At 72.4% G+C, this 17115-nt stretch carries 19 protein-coding genes; 7 read left to right on the top strand and 12 right to left on the bottom strand.

The annotated features are described in order from the left end of the window. Positions 1-110: 110 nt before the first annotated feature. Positions 111-1316 (top strand): alanine--tRNA ligase-related protein, encoded by a 1206-nt coding sequence (locus tag KCQ71_RS20650; protein WP_223409526.1) that lies wholly within the window; start codon positions 111-113, stop codon positions 1314-1316. Here the strand turns inward: KCQ71_RS20650 and rsmD are convergent. From rsmD to KCQ71_RS20670, 4 genes are read right to left on the bottom strand one after another with little or no spacing between them, the layout of a single operon-like run. Further along, positions 1306-1872, bottom strand: a complete 567-nt coding sequence (rsmD, locus tag KCQ71_RS20655) for a 16S rRNA (guanine(966)-N(2))-methyltransferase RsmD (RefSeq protein ID WP_223409528.1) — start codon at positions 1870-1872, stop codon at positions 1306-1308. The two genes, KCQ71_RS20650 and rsmD, sit on opposite strands and share 11 nt — an antisense overlap. Further along, complete coding sequence (locus tag KCQ71_RS20660; RefSeq protein WP_223409531.1) at positions 1869-3494, bottom strand: DUF6297 family protein; 1626 nt, start codon at positions 3492-3494, stop codon at positions 1869-1871. The genes rsmD and KCQ71_RS20660 overlap by 4 nt, the downstream gene beginning before the upstream one ends. Beyond that, complete coding sequence (locus KCQ71_RS20665; RefSeq protein WP_223409534.1) at positions 3491-4198, bottom strand: ABC transporter ATP-binding protein; 708 nt, start codon at positions 4196-4198, stop codon at positions 3491-3493. Before KCQ71_RS20665 ends, KCQ71_RS20660 begins: the two co-directional genes overlap by 4 nt. 29 nt (positions 4199-4227) lie before the next feature. Continuing rightward, the gene (locus tag KCQ71_RS20670) at positions 4228-6429 is read right to left on the bottom strand and encodes an ATP-dependent DNA helicase RecG (protein WP_223409537.1); all 2202 of its coding nucleotides are present in this window, start codon (positions 6427-6429) and stop codon (positions 4228-4230) included. A 281-nt stretch (positions 6430-6710) separates the two neighbouring features. Between KCQ71_RS20670 and rpmB the strand changes: the two genes are divergently transcribed. Beyond that, entirely contained in the window at positions 6711-6902 is a 192-nt protein-coding gene (rpmB, locus tag KCQ71_RS20675; RefSeq protein ID WP_223409539.1) for a 50S ribosomal protein L28, read from the top strand. 66 nt (positions 6903-6968) lie between these two features. On the opposite strand, the gene KCQ71_RS20680 is transcribed toward rpmB, so the two are convergent. Next, entirely contained in the window at positions 6969-7913 is a 945-nt protein-coding gene (locus KCQ71_RS20680; RefSeq protein WP_223409543.1) for an NAD-dependent epimerase/dehydratase family protein, read from the bottom strand. Positions 7914-7992: 79 nt separating this feature from the next. Between KCQ71_RS20680 and sigJ the strand changes: the two genes are divergently transcribed. Then, the gene (sigJ, locus tag KCQ71_RS20685) at positions 7993-8946 is read left to right on the top strand and encodes an RNA polymerase sigma factor SigJ (protein WP_223409546.1); all 954 of its coding nucleotides are present in this window, start codon (positions 7993-7995) and stop codon (positions 8944-8946) included. A 61-nt stretch (positions 8947-9007) separates the two neighbouring features. On the opposite strand, the gene KCQ71_RS20690 is transcribed toward sigJ, so the two are convergent. The 3 genes from KCQ71_RS20690 to KCQ71_RS20700 are packed head-to-tail and all read right to left on the bottom strand — an operon-like array spanning position 9008 to position 11522. Beyond that, positions 9008-10204 (bottom strand): cation:proton antiporter, encoded by a 1197-nt coding sequence (locus KCQ71_RS20690; protein ID WP_223409549.1) that lies wholly within the window; start codon positions 10202-10204, stop codon positions 9008-9010. Between the two features lie 36 nt (positions 10205-10240). Further along, positions 10241-10774 carry a MarR family winged helix-turn-helix transcriptional regulator gene (locus KCQ71_RS20695; protein WP_223409552.1) on the bottom strand — a complete coding sequence of 178 codons (534 nt, stop codon included), beginning with the start codon at positions 10772-10774 and terminating at the stop codon, positions 10241-10243. Positions 10775-10781: 7 nt separating this feature from the next. Continuing rightward, on the bottom strand, positions 10782-11522 hold the full coding sequence (locus KCQ71_RS20700) for an SDR family NAD(P)-dependent oxidoreductase (protein WP_223409555.1): 741 nt from the start codon (positions 11520-11522) through the stop codon (positions 10782-10784). Between the two features lie 31 nt (positions 11523-11553). On the opposite strand from KCQ71_RS20700, the gene KCQ71_RS20705 reads away from it, so the two are divergent. Further along, a complete protein-coding gene (locus KCQ71_RS20705) occupies positions 11554-12126 on the top strand; it encodes a GNAT family N-acetyltransferase (RefSeq protein ID WP_223409558.1) in 573 nt (190 codons plus the stop codon). On the opposite strand, the gene KCQ71_RS27755 is transcribed toward KCQ71_RS20705, so the two are convergent. The 3 genes from KCQ71_RS27755 to KCQ71_RS20720 all read right to left on the bottom strand — a co-directional run bounded on the left by KCQ71_RS27755 (position 12102) and on the right by KCQ71_RS20720 (position 14633). Further along, positions 12102-13082 (bottom strand): methyltransferase family protein, encoded by a 981-nt coding sequence (locus tag KCQ71_RS27755; RefSeq protein ID WP_223409560.1) that lies wholly within the window; start codon positions 13080-13082, stop codon positions 12102-12104. The two genes, KCQ71_RS20705 and KCQ71_RS27755, sit on opposite strands and share 25 nt — an antisense overlap. Before the next feature lie 23 nt (positions 13083-13105). Further along, positions 13106-13537 (bottom strand): CBS domain-containing protein, encoded by a 432-nt coding sequence (locus KCQ71_RS20715; RefSeq protein WP_223409561.1) that lies wholly within the window; start codon positions 13535-13537, stop codon positions 13106-13108. 76 nt (positions 13538-13613) lie between these two features. After that, positions 13614-14633 carry a thiamine-phosphate kinase gene (locus KCQ71_RS20720; RefSeq protein WP_223409564.1) on the bottom strand — a complete coding sequence of 340 codons (1020 nt, stop codon included), beginning with the start codon at positions 14631-14633 and terminating at the stop codon, positions 13614-13616. 94 nt (positions 14634-14727) lie between these two features. Here KCQ71_RS20720 and KCQ71_RS20725 point away from each other — a divergent pair, with 94 nt between their 5' ends. The 3 genes from KCQ71_RS20725 to KCQ71_RS20735 all read left to right on the top strand — a co-directional run bounded on the left by KCQ71_RS20725 (position 14728) and on the right by KCQ71_RS20735 (position 15979). Continuing rightward, the gene (locus KCQ71_RS20725) at positions 14728-15300 is read left to right on the top strand and encodes a DUF3515 family protein (protein WP_223409567.1); all 573 of its coding nucleotides are present in this window, start codon (positions 14728-14730) and stop codon (positions 15298-15300) included. A 79-nt stretch (positions 15301-15379) separates the two neighbouring features. Further along, positions 15380-15781: a hypothetical protein gene (locus tag KCQ71_RS20730; RefSeq protein ID WP_223409570.1), complete on the top strand. Its 402-nt coding sequence runs from the start codon at positions 15380-15382 to the stop codon at positions 15779-15781. A 3-nt stretch (positions 15782-15784) separates the two neighbouring features. After that, the gene (locus tag KCQ71_RS20735; RefSeq protein WP_223409573.1) at positions 15785-15979 is read left to right on the top strand and encodes a helix-turn-helix transcriptional regulator; all 195 of its coding nucleotides are present in this window, start codon (positions 15785-15787) and stop codon (positions 15977-15979) included. Between the two features lie 4 nt (positions 15980-15983). Here the strand turns inward: KCQ71_RS20735 and KCQ71_RS20740 are convergent, their stop codons facing one another. Beyond that, the gene (locus KCQ71_RS20740) at positions 15984-17111 is read right to left on the bottom strand and encodes a D-alanine--D-alanine ligase family protein (protein WP_223409576.1); all 1128 of its coding nucleotides are present in this window, start codon (positions 17109-17111) and stop codon (positions 15984-15986) included. Positions 17112-17115 lie beyond the last annotated feature (4 nt).

Genomic DNA, 17115 nt, shown 5'->3' on the forward strand with positions numbered 1-17115 from the left:
GCCTGACATCCATCTCTCCCACACCGGCGACCGGAAACGGTCCGCCGGTGTTGTGCTGTCCGCACCTGGCCAGCGGCCCTTTCCGGTCTTCCCCCGAAAGGACCACTCCCATGAGCGTCGAGAAGACCTTCATCGACTTCTTCGTCCAGCGCGGTCACATCCCGACCACGGGATCCTCGCTGATCCCACGACCCGGCGACCCCGTCCTCTTCACCACCGCCGGCATGCATCCGCTGACGCCCTTCCTGGAGGGTGAGCCCCATCCACTCGGACGACGGCTCGTCGGCGTCCAGCGATGTCTGCGCACGACCGACCTCGATGAGATCGGTGATCCGACCCATCTGACCGTGTTCGAGATGCTCGGCTCCTGGTCCTTGGGCGACTACGGCAGCCAGCAGAGCCTGCGGTGGGGATACGAGCTGCTCCGGGACGGGTTCGGCATCGACCCGGTGCGGATGCATGTCACCGTCTTCGGTGGTGACGACCGGGTCGAGCTCGACCGGGAATCGCTGCGTACCTGGCGCAGCCTCGGTGTCCCGGTAGAACTGACCACCGACGAGAACTGGTGGTCGAACGGGCCGACCGGTCCGTGCGGCCCGGACTCGGAGATCTTCCTGTGGACCGGCGACGGCTCACCGGAGGGCACGCCGACCACCGACGACCGGTGGATGGAGGTGTGGAACCACGTCATGGTGCGCTTCCGCCGCCACGAGGACGGGTCGCTCGAACCACTGCCGCAACGCAACGTGGACACCGGTCTCGGCCTGGAGCGGCTCAGCATGCTGCTCGAGGGAAAGAGCTCGGTCTACGAGACCGAGCTGTTCGAGCCGTGGATGCGCCTCCTCCCGGAACTGTGGACGTTGGACGAGGTGTCCGAACGGATCGTGATCGACCACCTCCGCTCGAGCATCGTCATCATCGGCGACGGCGTCCGCCCGTCGAACACCGGCCGTGGATACGTGCTGCGCCGGCTGATCCGGCGGGTGCTGACCCTCCTGTGGGGCTCCGATCGGTCCAGGACGCTGTCGGATCTGCCGCTCGAGGTGCTCGAGCACACGCTGCGCCACTTCCACCAGGGGGAGCGCGTCCCGGTGGTGCAGCAGATGCTGGTCGACGAGGAGATCCGGTTCACCGACCTGCTCGCACGGGGCCGGCGGATCCTCAGTCATGACCGCTTCCAGAAGACCCTCGACCACGACGACTTCGAGTATCTGCACCAGACCCACGGGCTCCCGTACGAGCTCGTCCGGTCGCTGGTCGCCCAGTCCGTGACGCGGGAGCGATGTCAGACAGTCACGGGCGACCTCAGCGGGTGAGTCCGGCGGTGGTCGCGAACCACAACGTCGTGTCGCCGTAGGTCTTCTCGCCATCCGGGGCCAGGCCCTCGGGCCAGGTGGGTTCGCCCGATCGCCGGGCCTGCTCCACCACGACCAGGGCGCCCGGAGCGAGCCAACCGGGGCCGGTGAGGGCGGCCAGGACCTCGTCGAGTCCGCCGACGTCGTAGGGCGGGTCCACCAGCACGAGGTCGAACGGGGCGCCGGGCGGGCCGCCGTCGAGGTAGCGCTCCACCCGGGTCGCGACCACGCGCACCCGGTCCGCCAGGCCCACCTGTGCCGCGTTGGACCGGCACAGCGCCGCGGCGGCCTTCGCGGCCTCGACCGCGACCACCTCGGCAGCGCCGCGGCTCGCGGCCTCCAGACCGAGCGCGCCCGAGCCGGCGTACAAGTCCAGCACGCGGGCGCCGCGGACCACCCCGAGATGGTCGAGGCGGGAGAACAGGGCCTCCCGGACCCGCTCGCTGGTGGGCCGGGTCCCGGCGGGCGGCACCTTGAGCGTCCGGCCACCTGCGGTGCCGGCCACGATCCTCGTCATCGCGCCCCGCTCGCCTTCTGTGCGTCCGCGGCCCGCTCCATCATCGACGGCTTCTTCTCGTCCTTGACATGGGTCGCGATCGCGAACGCGATCGCCGATGTGGCGGCCTGCAACCAGACCAGCACGAAGGTCGGCCCGAACGCGATCAGTGCGACGAGGGTCGGGATCAGGCAGAGCACCACCAGGTCCGGTCCTCGGGCGACCGCCAGCAGCACACCGGGCGGTACCGGACCCATCGGGCCCGTCACCAGGGGCTTGCTCCAGTCCGGGGGCTTCCGGTAGGCCGCCCGGACCACACCTGCGGCGAACGTGGGGGCCGCGATCACGCCGAGCAGGATCCAGCCGGGCAGGCTGCCATGGGTGGCGCCCCAGACGGCGAACACCCCGGCGGACCAGAGCACCATGATCACGCCCGGCAAGATGATCCGGACCCGGCGCACGTCGAACGCGGAGATCGGGAAGAACCGGTCCAGCACCGGCGCCATCTCGGCGCGGCGGGCGCTCTCGGCCGTCGCCATGGCAGCCAGGTAGCCGCCGATCAGCAGCATCGCCACGTTCACGCCGGTGGGCCACCCGGCGAGCAGTGCCATCAGGGCCACGGACGCCGCCACGCCGATCTGGATCACATGCCGCGGAGAACGGGCCAGCACCAGGGCGTCCCCGGTGACGATGGCACTGATCGGACCGCGCACCCAGGGCAGCCGCGCCGAGCGGCGACGCTGGTCCGGGGCGGTGCTCACGCTCAGGGCCCGGCCGAGCTCGCGGGTGTCCACCGAGGTGACCGCGCCCGCGGCGTACGCCGAGACGGCCCCGCGGGCACGCAGCTCCCGCCCTGAGATCGCATTCAGACCGGTGTCCACCCGGACCAGCAGGGCCACCACCAGGACCGCGAGCACAGCGATCGCGATCAGGGCGACGGTGCCACTCGGCAGGGTCAGCGGAGAGGGTCGCACGAACACCAGGAGCAGCCCGAGCAGCGGGCCCGCGGCCATCAGGATGTCCCCGATCAGGGCGGCCGGACGCACCCGTGCTGCGCGCTTGTTGCCGAGTTGCACCTGGCCGGCGGCCACGGCGAGCGCGAGCGCCGTGCCCCCGAGCGTGCACAGGGCGACGATGGACCCGAGCACCGGCCCGGGCTCGCCCAGGGCCAGGAACGCGATCAGGAGACCACCGGCGGCGCCGACCACGGCGCCCATGATCGGCACCAGCACCGACCGGGGCCGCAGCAGTCCGCGGCGGTCCGCCGGAGTCGGTAGCCACCAGACGGCCTGACCGCCGCCCATCCCGATGGGCCCGATCCGCCCTGCCAGCCCCACGACCGCGCCGGCCACGATGAGCGCCGCGACGACGGCGAGCCAGGTCGGGTCCAGGGTGTGCACCTCCGGCCCGGTGGTGATCGTGGCGTTCAGTCCCTGCACGGCGCCGAGTGCGACCGCCAGGGCGATGGCGGCGCTGAAGACCACCGAGTAGACCTCGGAGATCACCTCGAAGAAGCTCCCGCCGGTGTGCGCCTCGGTCGCGTCCCTGGTCAGCGAGCGCAGTTGCCGCCCGGTCGGCCACGCGTCGTCGGCGGAGACATTCTCGTCGATCGGCAGGTCGTCGCCGGTGTCCGTGCTGCTCACATCGCCTCGATCGCCTGGGCCGCGACCTCGGGGCTGACGACCCGGACCTCGTCCTCGCCGAGCAGGACCGCACGCGTGGCGACCACCCGGACCAGGACCGGGTCGTGGGTGGCCATGACCACGCCACCGCCGGTCTTGCGCTCGGCGGCCAGGCGCTCCGCGAGGCGGTCGCGCATGCCGGAGTCGAGGCGTTGCTCGGGCTCGTCGAGCACCATCAGCCGGCGGGGCCGGACGAACGCGGAGGCGAGCAACAGCCGGCGACGCTGCCCGGAGGACAGCGCCGTGGGTGCGGCCTGCTGGCGGGCCGTGAGCCCGAACTCCTCGATGATGCCGGTGACCAGTTCCGAGACGCGCTCCATGCCGTGCCCGCGGGCGGTCAGCAGGAGGTGCTCGCGGACGGTGAGGGCGGGCAGATAGGAGTCCTCGTCCAGCACGATCGCGACGTCGGCGCGGAACCGGCGGGTGCGCTCGTCGACGGGGCGCCCGAACACGTCGATCTGCCCACCGAGCACGTCGAGCAGGCCCGCCACGGCGCGCAGGAAGGTCGACTTCCCGGTGCCGTTCGCGCCAACCACTGCCAGGCCTTCGCCGGGCTTCATGCTCACCGAGATCGGGGGGCACACGGCGCTGGCGATGTCCGAGCCGTAGCCGACGCTGACCTTGTCCGCGCGGATCATGGGGGCGGACGTCTGCTTCTTAGCCACGGTCGGGCAACTCCAGGTGGTAGGGCCGTTCAGGCACGGTCGAGGAACTCCTCGTGGTCCGGGTCGACGAGCTGGGTGATCGCCACCAACAGGTCCGGGTGGTGGACCAGGTTGGGATCCTCGGCGATGAGCCTACGCGCGTCCTCGCGGGCCTCCTCGATCACACCCCGGTCGGTGAACACGCGGAGCAGCTTGAGGGAGTTGCCGCGGCCGGACTGCGCGGCGCCGAGCACATCGCCCTCACGGCGCTGTTCGAGGTCCTTCTCGGCGAGCACGAACCCGTCGGTGGTCTCGGTCAGGACCTTGAGCCGCTGCAGCGCCGGGGTGTCCTCGCCGGCGCCGGTGACGAGCAGGCAGGTGCCCGGTGCGCTGCCCCGGCCCACCCGGCCGCGGAGCTGGTGCAGCTGGGACAGCCCGAACCGGTCCGCGTCCATGACGACCATCACGGACGCCTCGGGCACGTCCACGCCCACCTCGATGACCGTGGTGGTGACCAGCACGGGCGTGCGGCCGGCGGAGAACGCCTCCATCACGGCGTCCTTCTCGTCGCTCGGGAGCCGACCGTGCATCACGCCGACGGCGATCCCGGAGAGCACCGGTTCGGCCGCGAGCAGGTCGGCGACCTCCTCGACGGTGGCCAGTGGGCGCTTGTCGTCGGGTGCGTCGAGCAGGTCCGCGCCGTCGTCGCCGCCGTTCGCGGTGATCCGGGGCGCCACCACGTAGGCCCGTTCGCCACGGGCGACCGCCTCGGCGACCAGATCCCAGGTACGCGCGATCCACTTCGGCTTGTCCACCGGCACCAGGTGCGTGGTGATCGGCGAGCGCCCGGCCGGCACCTCCCGCAGGGTGGACACCTCGACGTCCCCGAAGAACGTCATCGCGACCGACCGCGGGATCGGGGTAGCGGTCATGTAGAGCTGGTGCGGCACGGTTCGGCCCTTGGCCCGCAGCGCGTCCCGCTGCTCCACCCCGAACCGGTGCTGCTCGTCGATCACGGTGAGCGCGAGGTCGGCGAACTGGACCTTCTCGTTCAGGAGCGAGTGTGTGCCGATGACGATGCCGGCCGCCCCGGACGCCGCGTCCGCGAGCGCCTGCCGCCGCTGGGACGCGCTCAGCGAACCGGTCAGCAGCGCCACCCGGGTACCGTCGTCGGCGCCGCCGAGCATGCCGGCCTCACCGAGCGGTCCGAGCAGGTTCCGGATGGACCGCGCGTGCTGCTGGGCGAGCACCTCCGTGGGTGCGAGCAGCGCCGCCTGCCCGCCGGCGTCGATGACCTGCATCATCGCCCGGAGCGCCACCACGGTCTTGCCGGAGCCGACCTCGCCCTGCAGGAGCCGCTGCATCGGGCTGGGGGCGGCCAGGTCCGCGGAGATCTCCGCGGCCACCTCGAGCTGCCCGGCGGTCAGGGCGAACGGCAGCTGCGTGTCGAGCGCGTCCAGCAGGGCCCCGGGCCTCGGCGGGCGGGGCGTGGCCTCGTAGGCGGCGATGTCCGCGCGCCGGCGGGCCAGGGCGGTCTGCAGCAGGAACGCCTCGGTGTAGCGGAACCGGTGCTGAGCACGGCGATAGTCGGCCTCGGCATGCGGCCGGTGGATCATTCGCATCGCCTGGGTCGCGTCCAGCATGCCGCGGCGCGCGACGATCTCGGGCGGCACCGGGTCGTTGACCTCGCCGTCGTGCAGCGGGTCCACGACCATGCGCATCGCCCGCCTGATCAGAAGCGAGCTGACCTTCGCCGTCGCCGGGTAGACCGGGACCGGCCGCTCGGCCTCGTGGGCGGCGCGCAGGTCGTCGAGCACGTCGCCGGTGTCGAACGGCTCGAACTCGGGGTGCTTGAGCTGAATGGTGCCATTGAAGTTCTCCACCTCCCCGGAGAAGATCGCCGAGGTGCCGATCTTCAAGGCGTGCGCCAGCCCGTGGACGGTGCCCTGGTGCCGAGCGAAGAAGCGCATCGGCAGCCGGGTACGTCCGTCGCTGACCGTGACGTCCACCAGGGTCATCGTCCCGCTGCGCGCGCGACGGGACGAGAAGTCCACCACCTCGGCCGCGACCGTGACGTTCTCGCCCACCCGCAGTTCGGACAGCGTGGTGTACTCGCCTCGCTTGAGGTAGCGGCGCGGGAAGTGGAAGAGCAGACCGCGCTGGTCGCTGATGCCGAGGGTGAGCAGTGCCTTGGCAGCACCCGGACCGACCAGGCGGCTGAACTCCTTGGTCGGCGTGGGCTTCTCGGCCATCTGCATCCCTCCTCCGCGATGCTATCGCCAGGCGCCGACAGCGCTGCGCCCGGCACCGGGTCCATTCGTGCCCAACCGGCCACAGCAGGAGGGTGAGAGGATGTGGCCAAGCCCACGCACCGCCGTCGGGCCTTGGCGTTTGGGCCAGACGGCCCGCGTGGAGTACTCTGGACCGGTTGCCCAACCATGGGCACGGTACGGCAGGCGTTGCGCCACGGCCGACCCCAACGAACTTTGCCGCTTCACCCTGTGGCGAGCACTGACCTAAGAGGAGACACACCGTGGCTGCTACGTGTGACGTCTGCGCCAAGGCCCCGAGCTTCGGCCACAGCATCTCGCACTCCCACCGTCGCACCAAGCGTCGCTGGAACCCGAACATCCAGAAGGTTCGCGCCGTCGTGAACGGCACGCCCAAGCGTGTGAACGTGTGCACCTCCTGCCTCAAGGCTGGCAAGGTCCTGCGCGCCGGCTGACGCCAACAGACTCCGAGAGCCGTCCACCGTCGAGGTGGGCGGCTCTCGTGCTTCCACGGCCGGAAGTCAGGTGGTCAGCGTGCGGAAGCCGTCGCGCCAGCTCGGGTAGTCCGGCTCCCAGCCCAGCTCGGTGCGCGCCCGGGTGTTGTCCGCCCCGCGCACGGCCGTCATCATGTTCAGTCCGTGCCGGCCGAGCAGCGGCCGCGCCAGCCAGGCCGGGACGCGCCGCGGTGGGCGCACGCCGAGCACCTCGTACAGGTACGGCAGCCACACGCCGACCGGCGCGGGGTCGGAATCGGTGATGTTGTAGATCCCCGGCCGGCCCCGGCCCACCGCGAGGGCGGTGGCCCGGGCGGCGTCGGCGATATGCACGAACGACCAGACCCCGCCGCCCCCACCGACCACCGGAAGCTTGCGGGCCCGGACCATGGCGAGCTGGTCGCCGCCCGGACCGATGCCGGTGCCGGGCCCGTAGAAGGTGCCGTACCGCAGTGCGAGCGCGTCGATGCCGGTCGCGGCGGTGACGGCCGCCTCGGTGTGCTTGATGCCCGCGAGCGTGCGGCGGGACTCCGGCGCGGGGTCGGCGTCGAGCGGTGCCGACTCGTCATGCACCGCCGCCCCGGTGCGTGCGTTCGGCCACCCGGTGTAGCTGGCGGCGATGAACCGCCTCGCGCCGGCCGCCCGGGCCGCCTCGATCAGGTTGTCCGTGCCCGCGACCCGGAGCTCGTTCGTCACCGCGAACTCGTCGTCGAAGTGCAACAGGTCGCCGCCGCTGCCGGCCAGGCCGCTCATCTGGTGGATGACCACCTCGGGCGCGGCGGCACCGACCACGTCCAGCACCTGGGCACGGTCGAGCCCGTTCAGCACCACCGGTTCGGCGCCAACGCTGCGCAGCGCATCGTCGTGGGTATGGCCACGGCTGGAGCCGATCACCGTGTGCCCGTCGGCCACCAGCATCGGCACCAGGGGCCGACCGATCGCACCGGTCGCGCCGGCCAGGAAGATCCTCATGTCGCTCTCCTCATCTCTCGTCCACCCCGTCCGACGAGGCAGAGGGCCAGGCTGTGACGGGACGTGTCACGATGGGGTGGTGGGTCTGGACGTCGAAGCCACACACGACCGGCTGCGACCGCTGATGTTCGCGATCGCCTACCGGATGCTCGGCAGCGTCGCCGAGGCCGAGGACGTGGTGCAGGAGGGGTTCATCCGGCTGCAGGGTGCACGGGACGTCGAATCCGTGGAGGCGTACGCGACCACGGTCACCACGCGCCTGGCCATCGATGCGCTGCGCTCGGCCCGGGTCCGCCGGGAGCGGTACGTGGGGTCGTGGCTGCCCGAACCGCTCGTCACGTCGGGCGCCCCGCTCATGTCCGGGACGTCGGCCGCACCGGACCCGGCCGACGTCGCGGTGCGGCGGGAGTCACTGGCCGTGGCCGTGCTCATGCTGATGGAGGAGCTCGGGCCGGTCGAGCGCGCCGTGTACGTGCTCCGCGAGGCGGTCGGCCTCGACTACCCGCGGATCGGCGAGATCGTGGAGCGGTCCCCGCAGGCCTGCCGGCAGCTGTACTCGCGGGCGCGTCGCCGCTTGGCCGCGGCCACACCGCCCGACGGCGCCGGTCCCGACCGCGCGTCCGTCGCCGAGGCACTGGTGGACGCTCTGCACCGTCAGGACGTGGCGCGCGTGGAGGCACTGCTCGCCGCGGATGTTCGTTTCCACGCCGACGGCGGTGGCCGGGCGCCGGCGATCGCGCGGCCGCTCGAGGGGGCAGAGGCCGTGGCCCGGTTCCTGGTGGGGCTGGCCCGGCGGGGCGCTCCTCTCGGGATCGAGCTCGACGTGATCGAGGCCAACGGCGGGCCGGCCCTGCGGGCGCGGGGCGCCGACGGTGCCTGGCTGGCCCTGATGTCCGTGCAGGTGGCCGGTGGCCGGGTGGTGGGTCTGCAGAATCAGATCAACCCGGACAAGCTCGCGCACCTGGGGCCGGTCGGGGACCTCGCGGCGCTGCTGGCGGGCGGTGACGGCCGGGCACCCGGGACGGCCGGCTGAGAGATCCGGCGGCCGGCCGCCGACGTGGTCCCCGGTCCACCGGGTGGCGCTCCTCGGCAGGTCAGGCGTCGTCGTCCGCCAGCGCGGTCAGCAGCGGCACGGCCCCGCGCAGCGACATCGCCACGAGTGGGAAGACGAGCACCGACAGCATGCCGGCGCCGACGAGCGCGGCTGCCAGTCCGGTCGTGAGAAGACCTTCGGCGACGCCGATCGCTGTCACCGCGACGATGATCGGCAGCCCTGTCGCGCCCATGAGACCGATGGAGATCCGTTCCCGCCGCGACGCGCCGACAGGTGCCGCGAGCATCGACGGGATGCCGCGCACGACGAACAGGGCGGCGAAGCCGACGGCGAGCACCCCAAGCAACATCGGGTCCGCCAGCAGCGCAGCGAGATCGAAGGAGACCCCGGTGTTGATGAAGAAGACCGGCACCAGGAAGCCGAACGCGATGGCCTCGATCTTGCTCTCGACAGCCTCCTGGTCCTCGTGCTTCGCGTCCCGGATGAGCAGGCGCCAGACGAGGCCGGCGACGAAGGCGCCGAGCAGGAAGTCGACGTCGAGAGCGAGACTGAGCACCAGGAGCGCGGCGAGGAGGAGGAACACGACGCGGACCGCGAACTGGCCCGACGTGTGCAGCGTCGCGTTGACCACCCGGTGGAGGGCGCCGTGCGGGCCACGGATCCCGTACCAGATCGCGAACCCAGCGACGAGCGCGAACACGGCCAGCACGATCGTCGCGGCCCCGGGCGACCGGGTCCCGAGGAGGATCGAGATCGCGATGAGCGGGCCGAACTCGCCGACCGCGCCGAGCGCGCTCACGCTGTGCCCGAACGGCGTGTCGAGTTCGCCGGCGTCCCGCAGGATGGGCAGCAGCGTCCCGAGCGCCGTCGAGGCCAGCGCGACACCGAGGATCACGGCGGCCTGGCCGGGCGCGATGAGCCACCCGAGGCCCACTCCGACGACGAGGCTCACGAGCCACCCGAGCCCTGCGTTGCGGCCCGTCCGCCCTCGCAGAGCGGACGTCTGGATCTCGGTGCCTGCCACGAAGAACAGCATCGCGAGGCCGAGATCCGCGAGTCGGTCGATGAACTCGTTCGGTTGCACCCACCCGAGCAGGCTCGGCCCGGCCACGATGCCGAGCACCAGCTCGAACACGACGACGGGGATGCGCACCCACCGTCCGAGCCCTCGCGTCAGCAGCGGCGCAAGGACGGCCAGCAAAGGAATGACCACGAGCGCGACGTCGGCGTCCTCCACGGGCCCAGCGTAGTGACCACCGGTTCGAACCCGGGTCTACTCCTGCAGCGAGCCGAGCGAATCGAGGTAGCGGCGCAACAGGTCGACGAACGCCGACCGGTCCGCCGCGTCGAAGCCGGCCAGAGTCGCCTCCTCGTCGGCGAACAGGGCGGTGACGGTCGCCTCGAGCAGGTCGAGCCCGGCCGGGGTGAGCGCGACGACCACCGACCGGGAGTCCCGGGCGGAGGTCCGGCGGGTCACCAGGGCGGCAGCCTCGGCACGGGTGAGGCGTTGGGACACGGCCCCGCTGGTGATCAGGGTGCGCTCGGCGAGCTGCCCCGGCGTCAGCTCGTACGGCGGCCCGGACCGGCGGATCGTGCTGAGCAGATCGAGGGTGGCGTCGTCCGTGCCGAGTTCTCGCAGGAGCCGGGACCGGCGCTGCTGGAGCCGTTTCGCAGTGCGGCGGATCCGGGTGATGACCGCGATCGAGGACACGTCCAGATCGGGGCGTTCGCGGTGCCAGTCCCGTTCGATGGCGTCCACGGGATCGATCGGCGGTCCGGTCGAGGCGTCGGCCGACGGGTCGGTCATCGCTCGCTCATCCGGGCAGCGCGCCACCGTTGACGCCGATCACCTGAGCGGTCAGGTGCCCGGCGTCGGCGGAGGCCAGGAACGCGATCGTCGCGGCGATGTCGCCCGGTTCACCGGCCCGTTTGGTGAGGGTCTCGCCGACGAGCCGCTCGTGGCGCGCATCTGTCATCGCGTCACCGAAGAACTCGGTGCCGGACGTGTAGCCCGGCGCCACCACGTTCACGGTGATGCCCCGCGGCCCGAGGGCGCGGGCCCGGTCGTAGGCCCACCCGTGCAGCGCCGCCTTGGCGCTCGCGTAGCCGAGCCCGCCGCCACGCTGCCCGGCGATCGAGCCGACGGCGACGACCCGGCCGCGCCCGCCACGGAGGGCCGGGCCCAGGGCATGGGTGAGCAACGCCGTCGAGAGCACGTTCACAGCGAACGAGGAGCTCAGGTCGGCCGCCACCGTGCCGAGCCCGTCGCCGTCGTCGACCGGCTCGAGCGCTACGAGGCCGCCGGCGGCGTGCACGAGGACGTCGACGCCGTCGTGCCGTTCGGCGATCTCCGCGGCCACGCGCCGCACCTGGGCGACGTCGGTGAGGTCGCCCGGATGGACCGAGTGGCCCGCACCCGGCAGGCCCGCGCGGGTGCGTTCGAGACGCTCCGCCCGACGTCCGCACAGGGCCACGGTGTACCCGTCGCCGGCCAACCGTGCGGCCGTCGCGGCGCCGATCCCACTTCCTGCTCCCGTGATCACTGCAACTGTCATGGGAGATACCTTAGCGCTAAGGGATATCGGAATGTCTAGCATGGCGGTCGTGCCGACCTCGCCACCGCCATCCGTCCGCCTCGCCACCGCCGCCGACGTGCCCGGGATCGCCGAGGTGCACGTGCGGGCCTGGCAGCGTGCCTACGCGGGCATCGTGCCGGCGGATCACCTCGACTCCCTTGACGTGTCCGTGCGCGCCCAGCAGCTGAGCCGCCGGTTCGGTCCCGACGCCGTGTCCGGGACGGTGCCGACGCTCGTGGCGACCGGCTCCGACGACACCGACGGCGCCGTGCTGGGGTTCGTGAACGCCGGCCCGTACCGCGAGGACGACGTGCCCGCGGACGGCCCCTGCTGGGGCGAGATCTACGCGATCTACGTGCATCCCGACCACTGGTCCCGCGGCGTCGGCCGAGCCTTGTTCGACGCCGCGCTCGCGACCCTCGACGCCGACCGGACCATCGTCCTCTGGGTCCTCGAGGCGAACGCGAACGCCCGCCGGTTCTACGAGCGGATGGGGTTCACCCCCGACGGCGCGACGAGCGTGTTCGAGGTCGCCGGGACCGAGATCCTCGAGGTCCGCTACCGGCGCGACCCGGTGACCTGACCGGTGCCGGGCGACCGGTCGCCGCTCCGGCCGGGCAGCCTGGGCACCCACACGCGCACCGACGCCCGATACCGCTCGTAGGGCTCGCCGAAGCGGGCCAGCAGGTCCGCCTCCTCGGCGGCTCGGATGCCGAAGTGCCACGCCAGCGCCCCCAGCACGGCCGCGACGATCATCGTCCACGAGCCGAACCAGAGGCCGGCCCCGATGCACTGGAGCACCCCGGCGGTGGCCATCGGATTGCGCACCCATCGGTAGGGACCGGCCACGACCAGCCTGCGGGCGGTCTGCGCCGGCAGGGGTGTCCCCTCGCCGGCGATCGCCATCGTGAGGCACGAGGCGAGGCCGAGCGGACTGGCCACGAGGAACAGCGCCGCGCCCACCGTGGGCCACGGGTCGGCCGCCACCGCGGACCAGTCCACCCGCAATCGGCGCTCGAACGCGACGAGCAACAGTGGGACCACGACGAAGAAGCCGACCCAGAACACGACCAGCTGCATCAGGCTCGCGGCCACGTGCCGCAGTCGGGACCGGGCCCGGGCCGGCCGGAACCGGAACGGCCCGACGAAGTACCAGGCCGTCGGGATCCGGCCGAATCGCAGGGTTCCGGCAGCGGCCACGGACCCGACCGTCGCGGCCAGCATGAGGAGCACGCCCCACCCTGCGGCACGATCGAGCAGGCCCTGGCCGAGCAGCGCGATCGTGAGCATCGTCGACCAGGCCGCGGTGACGGCGGCGACCCGCCAACTGCCGCGGGCCGCCGCGAGCGCGGAGCAGCCGACGAAGAGCAGCAGGTCCGGCCCGACGAGCAGACGCGGATCCCAGGCGCCGAGCGTCCACACCCGCACGGTGTCGGAGGCGAACACGGCGACCCACCACAGGACACCGGCGACCGCCTGGCCGGCGAGGTAGATCCGGGCCACGGTCGCGGGCGCAGTCGCGACGTGATCCGCTCGCACGCGGGTCAGGCTACCGTCCGCGGTCAGCGGCGCACGTAGTCGACCAGGTGGTCCCGCTCGGCCTGGAGCTCGTCGATGCGGTTCTTCACGATGTCACCGATGGAGACGATGGCCTTGAGCTCGCCGTCGACGACGACGGGCAGGTGCCGGATCCGCAGGTCGGTCATCCGGCGGGCGAGGTCCTCCAGGTGGTCCTCGGGCAGGCAGGTCTGCACCTCGACCGTCATCACCTCGGCGACCTGCACCTGCAGCACGGCGGGGCCGCGGTGGTGCAGCTCGCGGACCACGTCACGCTCGGTGACGATGCCGGACACGGAGCGCCCGCCGTCCTCGGAGACCACCAGGGCTCCGATGTGGTGCTCGTCCAGCTGCGCGAGAAGGTCGGCCACGGTGGCATCCGGCCGGATCGTGACCACGGCCGCGCCCTTGCGTCGAATCACCTCTGAGATACGCATACTCCACGATAGCCCGTTGTGACGTTGCTCACATGGTGGAGCAGCGGAGTCACCCGGCGACGGGTGCGCACGGGCGTCAGGACGACCCGAAGTGGTCCCAGCCGGAACCGCCCACCGGCGCAGCCGCGCCGTCGAGCGTGACCCGGGCTCCGCCGTCGGGCATTGCCCCGGAGATCCCCTCGTCGTCACCGTCCACGGCCGGACCGACCACGCCGATTCGGCGGAATCCCGCCGGATACGACGCCCCGGGCGGGAACGTCGCGACCAGGCCGTGGTCCTCTCCCCCGGTGAGCACCCAGTCGAGCGCACTCGCATCGCACGCCTGAGCGACGACGTCGAGCTCGTCCAGGGCCGGGCCGAGGTCGCGGGTGCGGAGGTCGACGGACACGCCGGAGGCACGGGCGATCCGACCGAGGTCCTTCAGGAGCCCGTCGCTGACGTCCATCATGGCGTTCGCCCCGGCGGCGGCCGCCGCGGGGCCGTCCGTGAGCGGCGGGTCGGGGCGCCGGTACGCGCGCACGAAGGCGGCGTGCTCGGCCGAGCCGTCGCCCGCCGCCGGACCCTGCCCGCGGAGCAGTTCGAGGCCGGCCGCGGAGTGCCCGAGCACCCCGGAGTGCACCACGACGTCGCCGGGCCGGGCGCCCGAGCGCAGCACCGGCGCGCGGCCGGCCAGGTCGCCGTGCACGGTGACGGCCGCGATGATCGCCGGCCCGCCGGACAGGTCACCACCGACGACACCCACTCCGTGTGGGCCGCACGCCTGCGCGAGACCGTCGGCGAGGTCGAGCACCCAGTCCACCTCGACGTCGTCGGGCAGCACCAGCGAGACCACGAGGGAGGTTGGCCGGGCACCCATGGCGGCCACGTCGGCGAGGTTCTGCATGGCGGCCCGCCAGCCGACGTCCGCCCCGGTGCTCCAGGCACGGATGAAGTGGCGCTCCTCGACGAGCACGTCGGTGCTGACCACGAAGCGGCCGTCGGCGGCGCGGATCACGGCCGCGTCGTCGCCGGGGCCGAGCAGGGTGTCGGTGCCGGCCGGGAGCCGGGGAACGATCCGGGCGAGCAGCTGTTCCTCGGACAACTCACCCACGCGCATGAAGGCGAGGTTAGCCCGGCGGCGCCGCTCGGGCCGCATCGGGGTGCTCCGGCCGGGTGCGGGTGGGGCACCCGAACGCGGCTACCGTGAGGGGGTGAGTTCGACGCACCCTCGCCCACCCAGCGGTTCCGCACCGCGCCGCACCCGTCGGGGCCCTCGCGGTGCTCGCGATGCCGGCTCGACCGCGGCCCTGGCGCTGGTCGGTGCCGCGCTCCTCGCAGGGTGCGCCACCCCGGCGACGGTGGAGCCGGCTCCGAGCGCGAGCGAACCGGTCTGCGCGGACGTGCTGATCGCCCTCCCCGACACCCTGGCCGGTGCCGACCGCCGATCCACCACGTCGCAGGCCTCGCGCGCGTGGGGAGACCCGGCGATCACCCTCCGGTGCGGCGTCACGCCGCCGGGACCGACCACCGACCGGTGCATCACGGCCGAGGCCGCGGACGGCACCACGGTCGACTGGGTGGTCGCCGAGCTCGCCGAGGACGACACCGGCTCGGAGTCGGGCTCGTGGACGTTCACCAGCTACGGGCGGAGCCCGGCGATCGAGGTCGTGGTGCCCGTCGAGTACGCGGGTGAGGACGCGACCTCGGTGCTCATCTCGCTCAACGGTGCGGTCTCGGTGATCCCGCAGACGCGCGCCTGCATCGGATCCGAGGACCTGCTGTAAAGGTCGCTTGACACGCCCTCCTCGCGTGAAGCACACTTGACGTCAAGCATGCTTCACACATCGCACGTCGGGAGACCCCATGTTCGCTCGCTGGACCCTCACCATCGCCTTCGCGCTCGTCGTCGCGGCCCTCATCGGGGCGGTCGCCTCGGTGTTCAACCCGGAGGCGCCGCTGGTCACCGGGCTGGTCTTCGCGGCAGCCACTCTCGGCCCGGCCGGTGCGCTCGGCTGGTTCCTGTTCGTGAGCCCGAAGACCGTGACACCGGATCCCAACGCCGAGGACAACGTCGAGAACACCTGGCTGGAGAAGGCCGCGTCCGCGGCGTTCGTGGACCTGCTCGTGCTGCTCTCGATCGCGCTGGCCGTGGTCTCGGTCTCGGGCCGGTCCCCGGACCCGCAACTCCTGCTCCTCGGGGCCGTGGTGGTCGCCATGTGCGACGTCGCGATCCGGTACGTCGTGACCGCCCGCCGGGAGCGCTGAGCCGTGCGCAACTCCCTCACCGAACGCCGCGCCGAACGCGGCTGGTCCCAGGCGGAGCTCGCGGAGCGCCTCGGCGTCTCGCGACAGACGATCATCTCGATCGAGAAGGGCCGCTTCGACCCCAGCCTGCCGCTCGCGTTCCGGCTCGCCCGCGAGTTCGGCACCTCGATCGAGGACCTGTTCGACCCGGAGCCCTGACGCCTCAGCGCAGGCCGGTCGGCCGCTCCAGCGCGAGCTCGATCAGCTCGGTGATCAGGTCCGGGTACTCGACGCCGGAGCGCTGCCACATCATCGGGTACATCGAGAACGGGGTGAACCCGGGCATGGTGTTGATCTCGTTGACGATCAGCTCGCCGGCGGGCGTGTAGAAGAAGTCCACCCGGCCCAGCCCCTCGCACCCGAGCGCCTCGAACGTCGCAGCGGCCAGCTCGCGGACCTGCTCGCCGACCGCGGCCGGCACGTCCGCGGGCCAGGCCAGCGTCACGCCGTCGGCATCGAAGTACTTCGCCTGGTAGTCGTAGAAGCCGTGGGAGGTTCCGGTGACCACGATCTCCCCCGGCTGGGTGGTCCGGGGCGGGGCGTCGCCGCGGCCCTCGAGGACCGCGCACTCGAGTTCCCGGCCGTCGATCGCGGCCTCCACGATCACCTTGGGGTCGTGCCGCTGCGCCTCGGCGATCGCGGCCTCGAGCCCCTCCGGACCATCCACGCGGGTGATCCCGATGCTGGATCCGGCCCGGGTGGGCTTCACGAAGACCGGCCAGCCGAGCCCGGCCACGCGCTCGAGGGCGTCGGAGCGGGCGACCCGCCACTGCCGGGGTGTGATCACCTCGTAGGGGCCCACCGGGAGGCCGGCCGCGGCGAGCACCACCTTCATGTAGTGCTTGTCCATACCGGCCGCGGAGGCGAACACGCCGGAGCCCACGTAGGGCAGCCCGGCCAGCTCGAACAGGCCCTGGACCGTGCCGTCCTCACCGAACGGGCCGTGTAGCAGCGGCAGCACCACGTCGACGGCGTTCAGCGCGACGGGAACCTCCCCCGCGCTCGAGACGACCAGGTCGCGCGGCTCGTCGCCGAGCGGGATCGAGACGCCGGCGGTCGCCTGGGCGCCCACCTCCGGGACCACGCCCTCGGTGATCGCCCACTGCTGCGGGTCGTCCGCGGCGATCACCCACTGCCCGGCCCGGGTGATCCCGATCGGGACCACGTCGAAGCGCTCGCGATCGATCGCGGCGAGGACGCCCGCCGCGGTCGCGCAACTGATGGCGTGTTCGTCGCTGCGGCCGCCGAACACGACGGCGACGCGGACGCGGGGGCTCGGCTCATTCATCATCGTC

Source organism: Occultella gossypii, assembly GCF_019947135.1.
In the GTDB taxonomy this organism is placed as follows: Bacteria; Actinomycetota; Actinomycetes; order Actinomycetales; family Beutenbergiaceae; genus Occultella; species Occultella gossypii.